Raw genomic sequence first — 15693 nt, forward strand, 5'->3', positions numbered from 1 at the left:
GATAAAAGATGGCAAAAACAAAGGAAATGTATGTGTGTCGAAGCTGTGGGTACGAAACGCCCAAATGGTTTGGCAAATGTCCCGGATGCGGCGGGTGGAATACACTGGAAATGGTGGAAGCTGCTCCGGCGGCAGAAGCAGGGAAGAAGGTTTCTGCTACTGCCACTGGACGGCAGTCTGAGATTTACCGGATCAACAGCGTGGATGTAAATGAGGAGATCCGTTTTCACACCGGCGTATCGGAACTGGACCGGGTGCTGGGAGGCGGGATCGTGAAGGGTTCCGTCGTGCTGCTGGGCGGCGATCCCGGGATCGGGAAATCCACCCTTTTGCTGCAAATTTGCGAATATCTGGGTGAGGATCTAAAAATTTTATATGTATCCGGGGAGGAATCTGTCCGCCAGATCAAGCTGCGCGCCAACCGGCTGGGGGTGAACAGCGAAAACCTGTTTTTGCTGGCGGATACCAACGTAGAACGGATTGCCAATACGATTCTGGCACAGCAGCCTGATTTGGTGATGGTGGATTCGATCCAGACCATGAATATTGAAAAGCTTCAGTCCTCCCCGGGAAGCGTGATGCAGGTACGGGAAAGCACCAATGCTTTTCTGCACCTTGCAAAAAGCGAGGATATCCCGATTATTATTGTCGGACATGTGAATAAGGACGGGGCGATCGCCGGGCCAAAGGTGCTGGAACATATTGTGGACGCAGTTTTGCACTTTGAAGGGGACCGCAACCAGAATTTCAGGATTCTGCGGGCGGTGAAAAACCGGTTTGGCTCTACTAATGAGATCGGTGTATTTGAAATGCTGGACGGCGGCCTGCAGGAGGTGGAAAACCCTTCGATGATGCTGCTTCAGGGAAGGCCTGAAGAGGCATCCGGCACCTGTGTCGCCTGTGTGATGGAGGGTACCCGTCCGATTTTGGCAGAGGTACAGGCCTTGGTGTGTAAAACCGTTTACGGGAATCCACGCAGGACGGCTACCGGATTTGATTATAACCGGCTGGCACTGATCCTTGCAGTTTTGGAAAAGCGGTGCGGATATTATTTTTCCAGTCTGGATGCCTATCTCAATGTGGTCGGCGGGCTTCGGCTGGACGAGCCGGCGGCAGACCTTTCTATTGCTTTGGCGCTGATCTCCGGCTTGCGGGACAAGCCGATCTCCGAAAAGGTGCTGGCGTTTGGGGAGATCGGTCTGACCGGCGAGGTGCGGAGTGTGTCCAATATCGTGCCAAGGATAAAAGAGGCCCATCGCTTGGGGTTTCAAACCTGTATTGTATCCAAGCATTCGCTGCGGGAATTAAAAAACATCAATCCCGACCAAATTGAGATCATCGGGGTTTCTACTATCCGGGAGGCTGTTCAGAAAGTACTGGGGATTTAAAAAAGGGGAGAATGCGATGACGATTCGTCTGCTTTGTGAAAAAGACATTCCGGCGGTGCTGGAGATTTACCGGCCTTACATTGAAACATCGGTTGTTACCTTTGAATACGAGGCGCCGAGTTTATTGGAATTTACCAAACGGGTGCATGCCATCCAGCAGGAATTTCCATGGCTGGTCTGTGAGATAGGGGGAGAGGTCATAGGATATGCGTATGCTTCCCATTACCATGACCGCGCGGCTTATTTCTGGGACTGCGAGCTGTCTGTTTATGTAAAACAGGGCGTGCGGCGGCAGGGTGTTGGAACAGCGCTGTATCAGGCACTGCTCCCGTTGTTAAAGGCACAGGGGTATTATCAGGCGTATGCGGTGATCGCTGCGCCCAATCCCCAAAGCCAGTTGTTCCATCAGAAGCTGGGGTTCCGTTCTTTGGGGATCCATCCAAAAGTAGGGTTTAAATTTGGAGAATGGAGAGATCTGGATTTTCAGGTGCTTGAGTTGCGGGAGAAGAATCAGCCTGCTCAGTTTCCAGTCCCTTTTCCAAAGCTGGAAGCCGTTGACAGGGAAACTGTTCTGTGATATACTTGATACAAATTACAGTAGGAGGTGTGTGGATGTCGGCTATTCGCTAAATACAGGGCAATAAAAGTTTTATTCTCATCGTATCTGGTGATGGGTTGTTTTTGTTGTACTTATTTTGCGGATAGGAAGATATGGTTCCTGCTTGTTGTTACAAGGAGGAATACTGCGCACTTTAACTTGAGAAGATAAAGCTGGCGGCTAACGCAGGATAAGTCTATGGATGACCCAAATAGTGGGCCATCCATTTTTTATTGTCCTAAAATGTTGAAAAGGAGAATGCTGTATTTAGGATAAGGAGAAAACCATGAATCGTGAAAACAAAAGAAGAAGCTATGAAAAGGGATACTATAAAACACACACCTGCACAGAAAGCTTTACCTGTAAGGTATGCGGACGGCCGGTGGTTTCGGCCGGAGCCGGCAGCGGTCATCGCAATCATTGTCCAAACTGTCTGTCCAGCCTGCATGTGGACAATGAGCCAGGGGACAGGGAATCTGACTGCGGCGGGATCATGGAGCCGGTCGCGGTTTGGGTCCGGAAGAACGGGGAGTGGGCGGTGATCCACCGCTGCCGCCGGTGCGGCGCTTTAAGCTCTAACCGCGTTGCTGCCGATGACAACCCCATGAAGTTGATGTCGATCGCGATGAAGCCGCTGTGTTTACCGCCGTTCCCGTTAGAACGTCTTGAAGAGATGACGGAGTTGATGGGCGGAGCGGGAAGCCTGCGCCGATAGACTGAGATCATAGAAAAAAGCCGCCTTGTTTATCTGGGGCGGCTTTTTTGCTTTGGGGCGGGCTTTGGGCAGTAGTAACAACAGCCGCCTACCGGCGTCCCTGTAGGAGCGGCGTTGGCTTTGAGCTTGCAGTATCCGTCTTTTTGATGAAGGCAGTCTTTATCACAGAGGACTAAATTCATAAAACAAACCCTTTCTGATTTGGTGTTATCAATAGTATGTGTGAAGAATTTGTATTTATTTTATTGACAGGTGAAATATTTCCCTTTTTTTGCCCAACACTATCAATGAAAGAAACGAGGACGAAAGGGGAAGAAAGATGAAAAAAAGGCTTTCTGTTTTATTTGGTACAACAGCGGTGTTAAGCATAGGGGCGCTATGCCTGCCGCAGATCGTAACGGGCGCTGTCCTGACGCAGGTAGAGGTGACCCAGCCGGTTTATGAGGATTATTACGAAAAGGTCAGCGCTACCGGAAAGATCGAGGAGATCGGGCAAAGTAAATTGAGCGCCCAGTTGCCGTTGGTTCCAAAAGAAGTCTATGTCAATTTGGGGGATAGCGTACAGAACGGAGATGTGATTGCGGAAATTGATTTTGAAAAGACAAAGCAGGCGATCTTGTCCATGCTTTCTTTGTATGACGCAGTCCCAGAGGAACTGTCCTCTGTTTTGGAAACTGTCAAACTGGATCAGGAAACGCTTGCGGCGATGATCCCCTCTCAGATCGTAGCGGATTATTCCGGAGTCATCAGTACATTGAACCTGACCAAAGGCGCAGTGGTTTCTCCGACCGAAACGGTGGCTACGATCGCGGACCTAAGCTCTCTGCGTGCGGCGCTGAAAGTGCCGGAGGAATATGCGGCGAAGCTGAAAACAGGGCAGGAGGTCACGCTGAAGATCTCCGCGCTGGATCAAAAAAAATATCACGGGACGATCGAAAAGATCTCCCCGGCGGCACAGGAAACATTGGTTGGCACCTCGAAACAAACCGTGGTAAATGTGTATGTGAAGATAGAAGACCAGGATGCGGACCTGAAGGCAGGGTATTCCGCCGTGGGAACGATCCGGCTGAGCGAAACCGAACCATTGATGACCATCCCCTACAGCGCGATCGACCAGCAGGACAGCGGGTCTGAATTTGTATACCTGTACCAGAACGGACAGACAAAAATGCGGGTGATCGCAACCGGGGAAGAACTAGCCGATTCCGTTGAGGTGGTCGGCGGACTGGACCCGGATGAATGGGTGATCGAGGATATCAGCAAGGTGTCGGGGAACGGGGAATTTGTAAGTTTGTCGGAGAGCAAAAATGATTGATTATTTTGTAAACGCGCTAAAGCATATTACCAGAAAGAAGGTCCGCTCTTTTTTAACAGTGTTTGGGATCGCGGTAGGAGTCATGTCGGTTGTGCTGATCACCATTATCAGCGATGTGGGACAATCTGCGGTAAATCAGGAGCTGAACGATTTGGGGGCCGGCGGCATTTTGATCAGCAGCGGAAAGAATACGACCGAACTGACAGATACCCAGCTTTCCATACTGCGCAGCAATACATTGGTGGACAGCGCGACCCCTCTGGTCGTGAATTACAGTACTGTAAAGCTGAAAAGCGGGGCAGACGATTGTGTGATCTGGGGAGTGGATCAAAGCATCTCCAGCATGATCCGTCTGGAAGTCCTGCACGGGAGGCTGATCAGTCAGAACGATGTGCAGACGATGGCACAGGTTTGCCTAGTGGACGAAAGTTATGCCAAAAGTATGTACCACCGTTCCAATATCGTGGGGAAGGAACTGAAGATTTTGATGAACGGGGTGTACCGTCCCTTTGAGGTGGTGGGGGTCATCAAATCAGGCGGGAATCTGCTGCAAAGCATGATGGGGGAAATGGTACCCTGCTTCACCTACCTTCCCTATACCACTATGCAGGCACTGGAGAACAAAACAGATTTAGGGCAGATCATGGTCAAAACTTCGCAGGACAGCCAAAAAACAGCAGATACGCTGACTGCTCAGCTCAATGAGGAATATGGGGTAAAGGATGCTGTAAAAGCGCAGGATCTGAACAGCCAAATGGAGATGATAGAGTCCTTGATGCGGGTGGTAACTTTGATTTTAACGGTGATCGCGGGGATTTCTTTGCTTGTGTCCGGGCTTTCGATCATGACGGTTATGCTGGTTTCGGTCAGCGAGCGTACGCGGGAGATCGGAATCAAAAAGTCGATCGGTGCTACCAGAAAAATTATTTTGACCGAATTTTTGATCGAATCGGGCTTAGTCACGCTGATCGGTTCTGTAGCCGGGGCGGCAGCCGGGGTGCTGCTGGCGCTGTTGGGCTGCGGTGTTTTAGGGATAGCGCCGGTAATACACCTTGGAAGCGTGCTCGGCTGTATTTTATTTGCAGTGGGGATCGGTGTTATCTTTGGGGTTTATCCGGCTTTGAAAGCAGCTTCCCTAAAACCAGTTGATGCCCTGCGGCATGAGGTCACATAAAATGGCGTTTTCTTGCACTGTTTTTTCTGGAAAGAGAAACCTAAGAAATAGCATGGAAGAACAGAAATTTCTGGATAAAACAGTAAAACCGGAAAATGAAATGGGCAGGTATTCTAAAGGATACCTGCCTTTTTTATGCAAATCTTCCCAATTTTCAAATAAAATTGACATTTGACAACTGGTACGCTATAATGTCATTGATAAAAAGTGTCATCATTTTTTGTGCTTTACTTAAGATAGATATTTTAGAAAAGAAAGAGGAATGTAGAAAGATGAAAAAAATCCTTTCTGTTGTCCTGATTGCCATGATGCTGGCCACTGCGGTTCCGGCTCAGGTGTTTGCGCAAGAGGAATCAGCAGCCTCCCAAACAACTTCTGCTTTGGAGGATACATCGTCAACAGCTTCTGAAGATGTATCAGACACAACGTCCGATATAGAATCTTCCCCGGAAACAGAAACTTCTTCTACGGTTTCCGATGAGGCTACATCCTCGGAAGACAACACAACAGTTTCTAAAACAGAGGATACCTCTGAGGTGACTTCTGAAGAAGAAACAGAAGAAGAGCCGGAGGATTTGGAAACAGAAGAGGAAGAGGAGTCGGAAGAAGCACTGCCGGATGACCGCACGCAGGCTTTACTGGATCGGCTTTCCAATGCGACGCCGATGCTTATGGCGGCGAAAGCGTCGACAGACGATTTCGCTCAGAGCCTGAAAGCATTCCCAAAAAGCTACCACAGCGCTTTGGAAGCATTACATAAGCAGTATCCAAACTGGAAATTCAAAGCGATAGACACAGGATTAGACTGGGAAGATGTGGTCAATGGGGAATGCAAAGGCTTGGTCCAAGGCAGTGCCAGCGATTTGATCAAAAGCAACGCGGCAGGAGATTACGATCCGGCAACGGGAAAATATACACAAAGAGACGCAGGCGGCTGGGTGAGGACTACCAAAGCAAACACCGCTTATTTCGTCGACCCAAGAAACTTTTTGGATACCAAACGCGTCTTTATGTTTGAGGCGAACACCTTTGATAAGTCCGCCCATACACAGGCGGGGGTAGAAGCTATCCTAAAAGGAACATTCATGTCCAATAAAAAGATTTCTTATAAAGATACAAAGGGAAAAACAGTAAACCTGTCCCAAACTTATGGACAGGTCATCTATCAGGCTGGGGTAGACAGCGGTGTAAGTCCATATTATCTGGCCTCTAAAATCCGGCAGGAGGTTACGATAAATGGTCAGCCAAGCGGTAGTATAAGCGGCACCTATGAAGGTTATGAAGGATATTACAATTTCTATAATATCGGCGCTTCTGATGGATCGGCTCCGATCAAAAACGGGTTAAAGTACGCAAGCGGTTCCGGAAGCTATGAGCGCCCCTGGACTTCTCCGCCTTTGGCGATCGTCGGCGGCGCGAAGTTTATTGGGAATTCTTATATTCTGAAAGGGCAGAACACCGGATATTTCCAACGGTTTAATGTAAATCCTGACGCGTATTACGATACCTATACCCATCAGTATATGACTAGTATTTTCGGCGCGGCATCAGAGGCGAGCTCCTCATACAATGCGCACAACAATATGGGCACCCTTTCCGACAGCAAGGTTTTTTACATTCCGGTTTTTGACAACATGCCGGATAAAAATTCTAAAGTAACGATCAATAAATCGAAAAAGACCGGAAAAGTTGTAACAGCGTCCAGTTCTTTAAAAGTGCGTAAAACTGCATCGCCCAGCGGAAGCGTCATTGTCAGTCTGCCAAAGGGAACTAAGGTGACGATTTTAGATGGCAGCACCTATACGGTCCAAAATTATGATACTTCTACGTTGTCCTCCCCGTTTTGGCTGCACATCAGCGCAAGTGTGGAGGGAAAAACCTACACGGGATATGTCAGTGCGGATTATGTTACTGCTGATGCGGACTTTACCCTGACTCAGGGCGCTAAAAAGACGCTCTCTGTTAAGAAAACAGGAACTACCGGGCCGATTTATTATGAAACCAGTGATCCGGCCGTGGCAACAGTTAATTCCAAGGGGGAAGTTACCGCAGTTGGAAAAGGGACGGCTATGATTTATGCACAGACTGGCGGCGGCAGCTTTGACGTAGTTGGCGTGCAGGTTAACGCAGGATCTTCTGCTTCTTATAAGGTCACCTTTAACGCTAATGGCGGAAGTGTCAGCACTTCTTCCAAAACTGTGAAATACGGCAGTACCTATGGGACCTTGCCTACCCCAACCCGCAGTGGGTATGACTTTAAGGGCTGGTATACTGCAAAATCCGGTGGCACAAAAATCACTTCCAGCAGTAAGGTAAGCATTACCAAGAATACCACACTGTATGCGCAATGGGAAAAGAAAGCCACTGAAAAGTTAGTGACCTATAAAACCAATACAGCAGTCAATTACCGGACAGGCCCGGGAACCTCATATAAAGTAGTTGCTACCCTGAGCAAAGGGAAATCTGTTTCTGTGGTAGAGGGTTATTCCAAGTCCGCCAATGGCTATACTTGGTCTAAAATTAAAATCAGCGGCAAGTATTATTATGTTGCTTCTAAATACCTGACCAAATCTGATTCTTCTTCGGGTGGTTCTAGCGGCTCTACTGAAAAGCTGGTGACTTATAAGACCAATACGGCAGTCAATTACCGGACAGGTCCGGGTACTTCTTATAAAGTGGTTGCTACCCTGAGCAAAGGGAAATCTGTTTCTGTGGTGTCTGGATATTCTAAATCCGCCAATGGTTACACTTGGTCTAAAATTAAAATTAGCGGCAAATATTATTATGTTGCTTCTAAATACTTAACTAAATCTGGTTCTTCAAGTGGAAGCTCCAGTAGTTCTGGAGGCAGTTCGTCAGAAACACTGATCACCTATACCACGACAACGGCAGTCAATTACCGGACAGGTCCGGGTACTTCTTATAAAGTGGTTGCTACCCTGAGCAAAGGGAAATCTGTTTCTGTGGTGTCTGGGTATTCTAAATCTGCCAATGGTTATACCTGGTCTAAAATTAAAATCAGCGGCAAATATTATTACGTTGCTTCTAAATACCTGAAGAAAAATGCAAGCTCTTCAGGTTCCGGCAGTTCTTCTGCCGAGAAATTGGCAACTTACAAGGCAACGACTACTGTGCATTACCGTACTGGTGCGGGAACTTCCTATAAGTCTGCGGGCCTTTTGTATAGTGGCAGCAAGGTTTCTGTAGTATCAGGCTATTCTAAATCAGCGAACGGATACACATGGTATAAAATCAAAAAGAACAGTAAATATTATTACGTTGCTTCAAAATATTTAAAGAAAGCATAACGAAAAGGGCGCACAAGTATTTTCACTTGCGCGCCCTTTTGTACAGGAGGTCGTTTGATGGTCGCAACGATAACATTGAATCCTTCATTGGATTATTGGATCGAGGTTTTAAATCCGCAGATCGGCATTTTGAACCGGACGTTAGCTGAAGCTGTTTTTCCCGGAGGGAAGGGGATCAATGTTTCCATTTTGCTGTCCAGACTGGGAATCGAAAATGAGGCGCTGGGCTTTTTGGCTGGCTTTACCGGAAAAGAGATCGAACAAAAACTACAGCAAGAAGGTTGCAAAACAAAATTTATTCAGCTAAAGGATGGACTGACTAGGATAAACGTTAAGGTCAGGGGAGATGAAGAAACGGAGTTTAATGCCAGAGGACCGAGGGTTTCAGATGCGGAACTGAATCAGTTATACCGACAGGTGGGGTCGCTTCGGGCGGGCGATTATCTGGTCATGTCCGGCAGTGTTCCAGCTGGGATGCCGTTAGATGTATACAGCAGGATTTTGTCAGCCTGTGAGGGCAGAGATCTTCAAACGGTGATCGATACCACTGGACAAGCGCTGTGGCAGACACTGCCCTTTCGGCCGTTTTTAATAAAGCCAAACCACCATGAGCTAGGCGAGTTGTTTGGAACTGATTGTGCCTCTGCTGAAACAGCGCTGGAGCTTTCTTCGCGCCTTCAAAAAGAGGGCGCGCGGAATGTGCTGGTGTCCATGGCAGGCGCAGGAGCTGTATTCCTTGGGGAAAAGGGAGAAACATTTTGCCTGCCGGCGCCAAAAGGAAGCTTGAAAAATTCTGTAGGCGCGGGAGATTCCATGGTAGCTGGCTTTTTAGCGGAATATATCAAAACACAGGATATGTATGCCGCATTCCGTTTCGCTGTTGCGGCCGGGAGCGCAAGCGCCTTTTCACCATGGCTCGCCGAACCGGAATCGATCGAAGATTTGCTGACGCAGATATAAAAAAGGCCTCCCAGCTATTTGGCTGGAAGGCCTTTTTTATACGCCTGGCAGAATACGGACCACCATGGCGGTCAGATCGTCGTGCGGGGTCAGTTCTTCTTCGGCGGCTTTACAGATCGCCTCAGCTAAGTGGTCACAGGAGATTTCTTCACTGTGTTTCAGCATAGAAGTGATCTCTGGTTCGGGCAGTTCTAATATGCCGTCTGAAGCAAGCAGGACCGTATCACCGGCATGGAGAGTCAATTCTTTGCGATCAAACTCGATTCCTTGCAAAATACCAATAGGCAGGGAATTGGTTTCTACTTTTGCGATCGTCTTTTCCATCAAAACAAAAGAAGAAGCACAGCCCGCTTTATAAAATTCTGCTTGTCCGGTGTATAGGTCGATTTTTAATAGATCGATTGTTGATAATGATTCTTCGGGGGATTTGATCTGGATAGAGGAATTGACAAACTTTAAGATGGATTCCATTCCCAGCCCCGCCTTGATCAGCTTCAGGATAATACCACAGGTCATGGTACTGTCAAGGGCGGCGCGCTTGCCGCTGCCCATACCGTCGCTTAGAATAAAATAAGCATTGCCTTTGTTATCTAAAAAATGTTCAAAGCTATCGCCACAGACGGTATCCGGTTGTTTGGAGGACTGGCGAACGCCAAATTCAATGCGGTAGGTCGCGGTTTCATAAAAGGAGATCCGGACCTTATTGCTGATTTTAGAGACCGAGGGGGCCGCAAAATCCCGTTTTAAGGCATTGCTGAGGCAGTCTCTTAATTCCTGTAAGTCTACTTGGATTCCGGCGGTCGTATAGATCTCCACCTCCATCCGGTCAAACCGGTTTAAGGTACAGAATACGGATTTTGGTTCCGCTGCAAGTTCGGTGAAAATCGCCCGGATGATTTCGGCGTCATCCGGAAGCTGTGTTTCGATTCCGGAAATTTCCTCACTGACTTCCCAAAGCATTTGAGAGATCCCTGAAAGCTGCTCTACCGCAAAGTTGCGTACCTCCTCTGTGCGCCGTATCGAAAAATCACGATTCACAGATTCCCGGTAGTTCCGCTCCATCCGTTCCAAAAGCTGCGGCGCGCGGCAGCAGTTTAACTGCCGGAATGACTGAAGATGCTCTTCCCCCGGCATGATCCCGTTTTTTAGCATGGTATACAGCTTTTGAAAAGCGTCGGCTGTCTCGTTGTAATGGCTGTCCCAACAGGTCAGGCGCATAGGGCAGCTTTGGCAGACAGAGGCCGCAGTTTTGTTGCAGACCGCTGCCGGGTCGGGCCGGGTAGAGGCCTTTAGGCTTTTGGACACCCGCACCAGAGAATTTTGAAGGTCCTGTATGGTTTCCGCGGCAAATCCCAAACGCTGTTCAATATTATCCCGCAGGCCAAAGCTTTGCAGTTCCGGTTCGGAAAGGACTGAAAAATAATCAAATAGTCGTTCGGGCATGGCGAGGTATAGTCCGGCGGAGATCAGCATACACATGATATAGAAAAGCATGTCCAAACTGATCCCAACAATAAAAGCTGAAAAGATGGCGGCTGCTAAAAATACCGCGGTCTGTCCGAGCTTTCCTGCTATCTGGAACAGTCCAGCAAGGAATGCAGATACCAGCAATACGGAGCCTACCTGCAAGAAATCAACACTGTATAGGCACAGCGCAATGGCTAGAATGATTCCGCTGACAGCGCTTCCGCCCAGATTGGTGTGGGTGATCGCGATCAAAAGGAGCAAAGTACCTAAAATGATCCCCAGATTAAATCCGTATAGCTTGACATCACACAAGGCGATCACGGAAATCATCAGCAGGATCGCTAAAGAAGAAAGCTCCACCCGGCTGTATTGAGAAATAGAGGTATATTGGAACAAGGCGCGGACAGCAAGAAACAGAAAACAGGTCACACCGCAGGCGATCACACTTTCACAGATCCGCAGGATAAAATCACTGCCGGAAAAGTCAAGCAGGAAAAATCCAATCACGTTTATTGTAAAAAAGGATACGAAAGAGATGCCGGCGCAACCAGCCATGCTGTTCCGGAAAGTGGTACGCTGTATGATGAATTTTAACCCCAAGGCGCATCCAAGGATCAGTAGGTAAAGGATATTGTTTTCTCCGATCCCAGTAGATAGGTATCCCATTGCAGAACCAAGCGCAGTGATCGCTGCATACCGCAAGGGCAGGCAGGCTGTCAGGGCTACGGCGAAAGGGGAGATGCCGCCTAAAATTTGGGAATGCGGAAGGAAAAATGACAAAGCAGCAATTGCTGCAATACGGAATAATGCATATTTTCCTGAAGCAAAGGTTAGTTCACGTGGATGTAGTGCCTGAGTTTTCATGATGTATTGCCTCCTGAAGTAAATGAAATGGTAAATATTGGCAAATACCATTATACGGCTTGTCTCAGGAGAAAGTTGTCAGATTAAGAGCGACAATTTTGCAGGAAAATACGGAAAAAAGGCACGGCCGCTCAAATTAAGGCGGCTGTGCCTTTTTCATTCTTCTTTATTCCGCTTGTACTGCGCTTAAACGATGGATTCCATCTTTTATTCGGGTGATTGTCGTTTCTTTTCCCAAAATTTCTGCTAAATCGATCCCACCGCCCGGTGTAAATTGTTTTCCGGAAATTGCGGTCCTCAGCGGCCAAAGGACAACGCCGTTCTTCACGCCCAGTTCAGCAATAACTTCAAAACATTTTTCATGGATAGTATCCAAATTCCAGCTTTCTTCCGGAATTGCTTCCAAAACAGGAAGCAGTGCGGTAAGCGCCTGCAAAGAGTTTTCCAAATTGGTTTTCATCTTTTTATGGCAATACATCTGCAAATCATAGTCCGGCAGTTCATCAATAAAATCCACCTGATCCGGAATATCTGTAAACAGTTCAGTCCGGGGCTGCAACATCGCGCAAAGGGTCTTCATATCCACCTTGTCGCTCTTGCAGGTCTGGCGGATATACGGCATTGCCTTTTCCATGAATTCATCAAGGGTCAGCTTGCGGATATATGCGCCGTTGATTGCCTTTAGCTTCTGGGTATCAAAAATCGCCGGGGATTTAGAAATACCGCTGACATCAAATTCCTGACATAGCTCTTCCAGAGTAAAGATCTCGTTTTCGCCTTTTGGCGCCCAGCCTAGCAGGGCAATATAGTTGATGACCGCTTCGGTCAGGTATCCCTTTGCGATCAAGTCCTCAAATGAAGCATCCCCATTTCGCTTGGAAAGCTTGTGGGTGGAGTCTTTCATAACCGGGGAACAGTGGATATAGGTTGGGATTTCCCAGCCAAACGCCTGATACAGCAGGTTATACTTCGGGGTAGAGGACAGGTATTCGTTCCCTCGGATGACATGGGTGATCCCCATGGTGTGGTCGTCTACAACATTTGCAAAGTTGTAGGTCGGCATCCCGTCGGTTTTGATCAGAATTTGGTCGTCCAGCGTGGAGTTTTCCACAGTGATGGTCCCAAACACTTCATCTTCAAAAGAGGTGGTGCCTTCCCGCGGCATTTTCTGACGGATCACATAGGGAATCCCTGCATCCAGCTTTGCTTGAACCTCTTCCGGAGAAAGATCGCGGCAATGGCCGTCATATTTCGGGGCAATACCGGAAGCCTGCTGAATTTCGCGCAGCTCGGTCAAACGGTCTTTATCGCAGAAGCAATAGTAGGCGTGCCCGCTTTCTACAAGCTGCTGGGCATACTCTTTAAACATCCCCATTCGTTCGCTTTGGATGTAAGGGCCTACCGGGCCGCCGATATCCGGGCCTTCATCCCATATCAAACCGGTCTGGCGCAGGGTGTTATAGATAATGTCAACAGCGCCTTCTACATAACGCTCCTGGTCGGTATCCTCGATTCTTAAAATAAAAGTGCCGTTATTTTTTTTCGCTAACAGGTACGCATAAAGCGCAGTTCGTAAATTTCCCACATGCATATACCCGGTTGGGCTGGGCGCAAAGCGGGTTCTAACGGTATCAAACGTCATAATCTGATTCCAATCCTTTCCTTTTTGACCTAGACATATCAATGAAATATTTTATCATTTTTCCAAAGGGTTTGTCAACTGTTCTACAGCACTAAAGCAGTCCATTTTCCACGGCGAAACCGGATCATCACCAAGATGAGCCGGGTAAACTGGTCGATCACCAGCGCGTACCATGCGCCGTCTAGCCCCAATCCTAACGGATAACATAGCAGGTAGGCGATCAAAGGGCGCAGAACCCCGATGCTGATCAGGGAAACAAGGGCGGTATATTTAGTGTCTCCCGCACCGCGCAGACTGCCGGACGTGATGACCTGACAGATCTGTGCGTGGATCGTAAAGGCCATAATGATCATCAGGACGCCGCCCTGTTCGATGATCTGGGGGTCTGTGGTAAACAGCCTCAGAATAACATGCCTGCCAAGCACAAAAATGATAACCAAAATCGTGGAGATCACCAGCCCGATCCTTTGATTGACCGCAACGGCTAACTTTGCCAAGTCTTTCCGTTTGGCGCCCAGCCGCTGGCCCACCAAAGAGGTGGAAGCGATTTGAAGCCCATCGCCGAAGCCAAAAGAGATGTTAAGCACGTTTAAACAGATTTGATGGGTGGCAAAAGCGGTGGTGCCAAGGCTGGAAACGATTTTAGCATATAAAAAGAAGCCGACACGCATGCAGACCTGTTCTACCAAGGCGCTCAGGCCAACGTTCCAAACGCTCTTCATGGTCCGCTTATCGGGCAGCCATGAGGCAGAGGAGTGCAGGATATTTAAGATCCCATCCCTGTGGGTGATCGAAACAACCGCCAGAAGCAAGGCTACCAAATTGCCAAGCGTGGTGGCGATAGCCGCCCCGCGCACTTCCAGGCGCGGGAAGATCCACGCGCCGTTGATCAAAAAGTAGTTGAAGATCACATTGACAACATTGGCGCTGAGGTTCGTCTGCATGGAAATTTTGGTGTTGCCGACACCACGTTGGGCACCGTTGATGGTAAGCCCGATCCCATTGAAGAACAAACCGATCATGATGATCCTGAAATAATCCACAGAATCAGCAATAATATCATTTCCGGCTCCGGCAAACAGCAAAAGGGGGCGGGCAAAAACAATTCCTAATACGGAAAGGACCAGCGACATTATGGTGGAAAGCAGAACGCACTGCTTTAAACAATGATTCGCGCCTTCATAATCCTCCGCGCCTTTTCGGCGGGATACAACAGCAGTTACCCCCACGTTAAAAGATAGGATCACCGCCAGCATGATCAGCCTAGGCTGTGCCGTGATTCCCACGGCGCTGATCGCCTCCGGCCCAAGAACGCCGACCATCATCGTGTCAACAAAAGAGATCATTGTCACCAAGACAGATTCCAACACAGACGGCCATGCGATGTGAAAAGCGTCTTGATAAAGTTCACGGGCAGGTGGGATCGTTCCATCCTGCTCATTTGGCTTTACTACACCGGAACAGCTAAAAAAATGCTGGATACCACTTTTTATCATGTCAAAGCCTCCTTTTTACTAAAAACGGAAAGACAGTCCGGACTTGAAACGCAAGTCCGGACTGTCTAAAATCCACGATAATTATTAAAAAATGCAGTATTGCTCCATGTATTGTTCCATTCGTGCCAGAATTCCTGCATCATACCCTTCTTCTTTCAGAAATTCATGGATATCAGCAACAGTAACGATCGGATGGACCTGGATCCCAAATTCATCATATACTTCCATCACTGCGGTTTTTCCGGCACTCTGTCCTACCTCACAGCGGTTGACAGAGATAAACATATCCGGAACTTCTACCTTGGCGCATCCTGTCAGGATCGGCATAGTTTCCCGAATGGCTGTTCCCGCGGTAATAACGTCTTCAATAATAATGACACGGTCGCCGTCTACCGGCTTGTAGCCGACTAAGCTTCCGCCTTCCCCGTGGTCCTTCACCTCTTTGCGGTTGAAGAAATACGGTTTGTCGATCCCGTGGTCCCTTGCCAGAGAAGCCGCTGCCGCTGTGGCAAGCGGAATGCCCTTATATGCAGGTCCAAACATTGCCTCGAACTGGTCAGAGCAGGTTTCCTTGATCAGGTTTGCGTAAAATTTCCCAAGGGCGGCGATCTGCGCCCCGGTTTTATAATTTCCGGTATTCACAAAGTATGGGGTCAGCCGGCCGCTTTTTGTTTTGAATTCGCCAAAGCGAAGAACGTCGGCACTCATCATAAAGGTGATAAAATCCTTTTTTGCAGCAGTCAACATGATACAGTTTCCTTTCTGT

Annotated in this window: 12 protein-coding genes; 7 read left to right on the forward strand and 5 right to left on the reverse strand. The window is 48.3% G+C overall.

The genetic code is table 11. The annotated features are described in order from the left end of the window. Positions 1-8: 8 nt before the first annotated feature. From radA to CIB36_RS12265, 3 genes are all read left to right on the forward strand, one after another. On the forward strand, positions 9-1388 hold the full coding sequence (gene radA, locus CIB36_RS12255; protein WP_093989811.1) for a DNA repair protein RadA: 1380 nt from the start codon (positions 9-11) through the stop codon (positions 1386-1388). Positions 1389-1404: 16 nt separating this feature from the next. Then, positions 1405-1965, forward strand: a complete 561-nt coding sequence (locus CIB36_RS12260) for a GNAT family N-acetyltransferase (RefSeq protein WP_093989812.1) — start codon at positions 1405-1407, stop codon at positions 1963-1965. Positions 1966-2272: 307 nt separating this feature from the next. Continuing rightward, positions 2273-2701 (forward strand): RNHCP domain-containing protein, encoded by a 429-nt coding sequence (locus tag CIB36_RS12265; RefSeq protein ID WP_093989813.1) that lies wholly within the window; start codon positions 2273-2275, stop codon positions 2699-2701. A gap of 29 nt (positions 2702-2730) precedes the next feature. Here the strand turns inward: CIB36_RS12265 and CIB36_RS13375 are convergent, their stop codons facing one another. Then, positions 2731-2883 (reverse strand): hypothetical protein, encoded by a 153-nt coding sequence (locus CIB36_RS13375; protein WP_158662698.1) that lies wholly within the window; start codon positions 2881-2883, stop codon positions 2731-2733. 137 nt (positions 2884-3020) lie between these two features. Here CIB36_RS13375 and CIB36_RS12270 point away from each other — a divergent pair, with 137 nt between their 5' ends. The 4 genes from CIB36_RS12270 to pfkB all read left to right on the forward strand — a co-directional run bounded on the left by CIB36_RS12270 (position 3021) and on the right by pfkB (position 9458). Then, positions 3021-4016 (forward strand): efflux RND transporter periplasmic adaptor subunit, encoded by a 996-nt coding sequence (locus CIB36_RS12270; protein ID WP_093989814.1) that lies wholly within the window; start codon positions 3021-3023, stop codon positions 4014-4016. Continuing rightward, positions 4009-5190 carry an ABC transporter permease gene (locus tag CIB36_RS12275; RefSeq protein WP_093989815.1) on the forward strand — a complete coding sequence of 394 codons (1182 nt, stop codon included), beginning with the start codon at positions 4009-4011 and terminating at the stop codon, positions 5188-5190. Before CIB36_RS12270 ends, CIB36_RS12275 begins: the two co-directional genes overlap by 8 nt. A 272-nt stretch (positions 5191-5462) precedes the next feature. Then, positions 5463-8498, forward strand: coding sequence for an SH3 domain-containing protein (locus tag CIB36_RS13685; protein WP_158662699.1), 3036 nt, complete (start codon positions 5463-5465; stop codon positions 8496-8498). Between the two features lie 57 nt (positions 8499-8555). Then, the gene (gene pfkB / locus CIB36_RS12285) at positions 8556-9458 is read left to right on the forward strand and encodes a 1-phosphofructokinase (RefSeq protein WP_093989817.1); all 903 of its coding nucleotides are present in this window, start codon (positions 8556-8558) and stop codon (positions 9456-9458) included. A 36-nt stretch (positions 9459-9494) separates the two neighbouring features. Here pfkB and CIB36_RS12290 read toward each other — a convergent pair whose 3' ends face one another. From CIB36_RS12290 to pyrE, 4 genes are all read right to left on the reverse strand, one after another. Further along, a complete protein-coding gene (locus CIB36_RS12290; protein WP_158662700.1) occupies positions 9495-11789 on the reverse strand; it encodes a SpoIIE family protein phosphatase in 2295 nt (764 codons plus the stop codon). A gap of 166 nt (positions 11790-11955) precedes the next feature. Further along, entirely contained in the window at positions 11956-13431 is a 1476-nt protein-coding gene (gene gltX, locus CIB36_RS12295) for a glutamate--tRNA ligase (RefSeq protein WP_093989819.1), read from the reverse strand. Between the two features lie 83 nt (positions 13432-13514). Beyond that, positions 13515-14927, reverse strand: coding sequence for an MATE family efflux transporter (locus tag CIB36_RS12300; RefSeq protein WP_093989820.1), 1413 nt, complete (start codon positions 14925-14927; stop codon positions 13515-13517). An 84-nt stretch (positions 14928-15011) separates the two neighbouring features. Then, positions 15012-15674: an orotate phosphoribosyltransferase gene (gene pyrE, locus CIB36_RS12305; RefSeq protein WP_093989821.1), complete on the reverse strand. Its 663-nt coding sequence runs from the start codon at positions 15672-15674 to the stop codon at positions 15012-15014. Positions 15675-15693: the final 19 nt, after the last annotated feature.

The organism is Massiliimalia timonensis (assembly GCF_900186585.1).
In the GTDB taxonomy this organism is placed as follows: domain Bacteria; phylum Bacillota; class Clostridia; order Oscillospirales; family Ruminococcaceae; genus Massiliimalia; species Massiliimalia timonensis.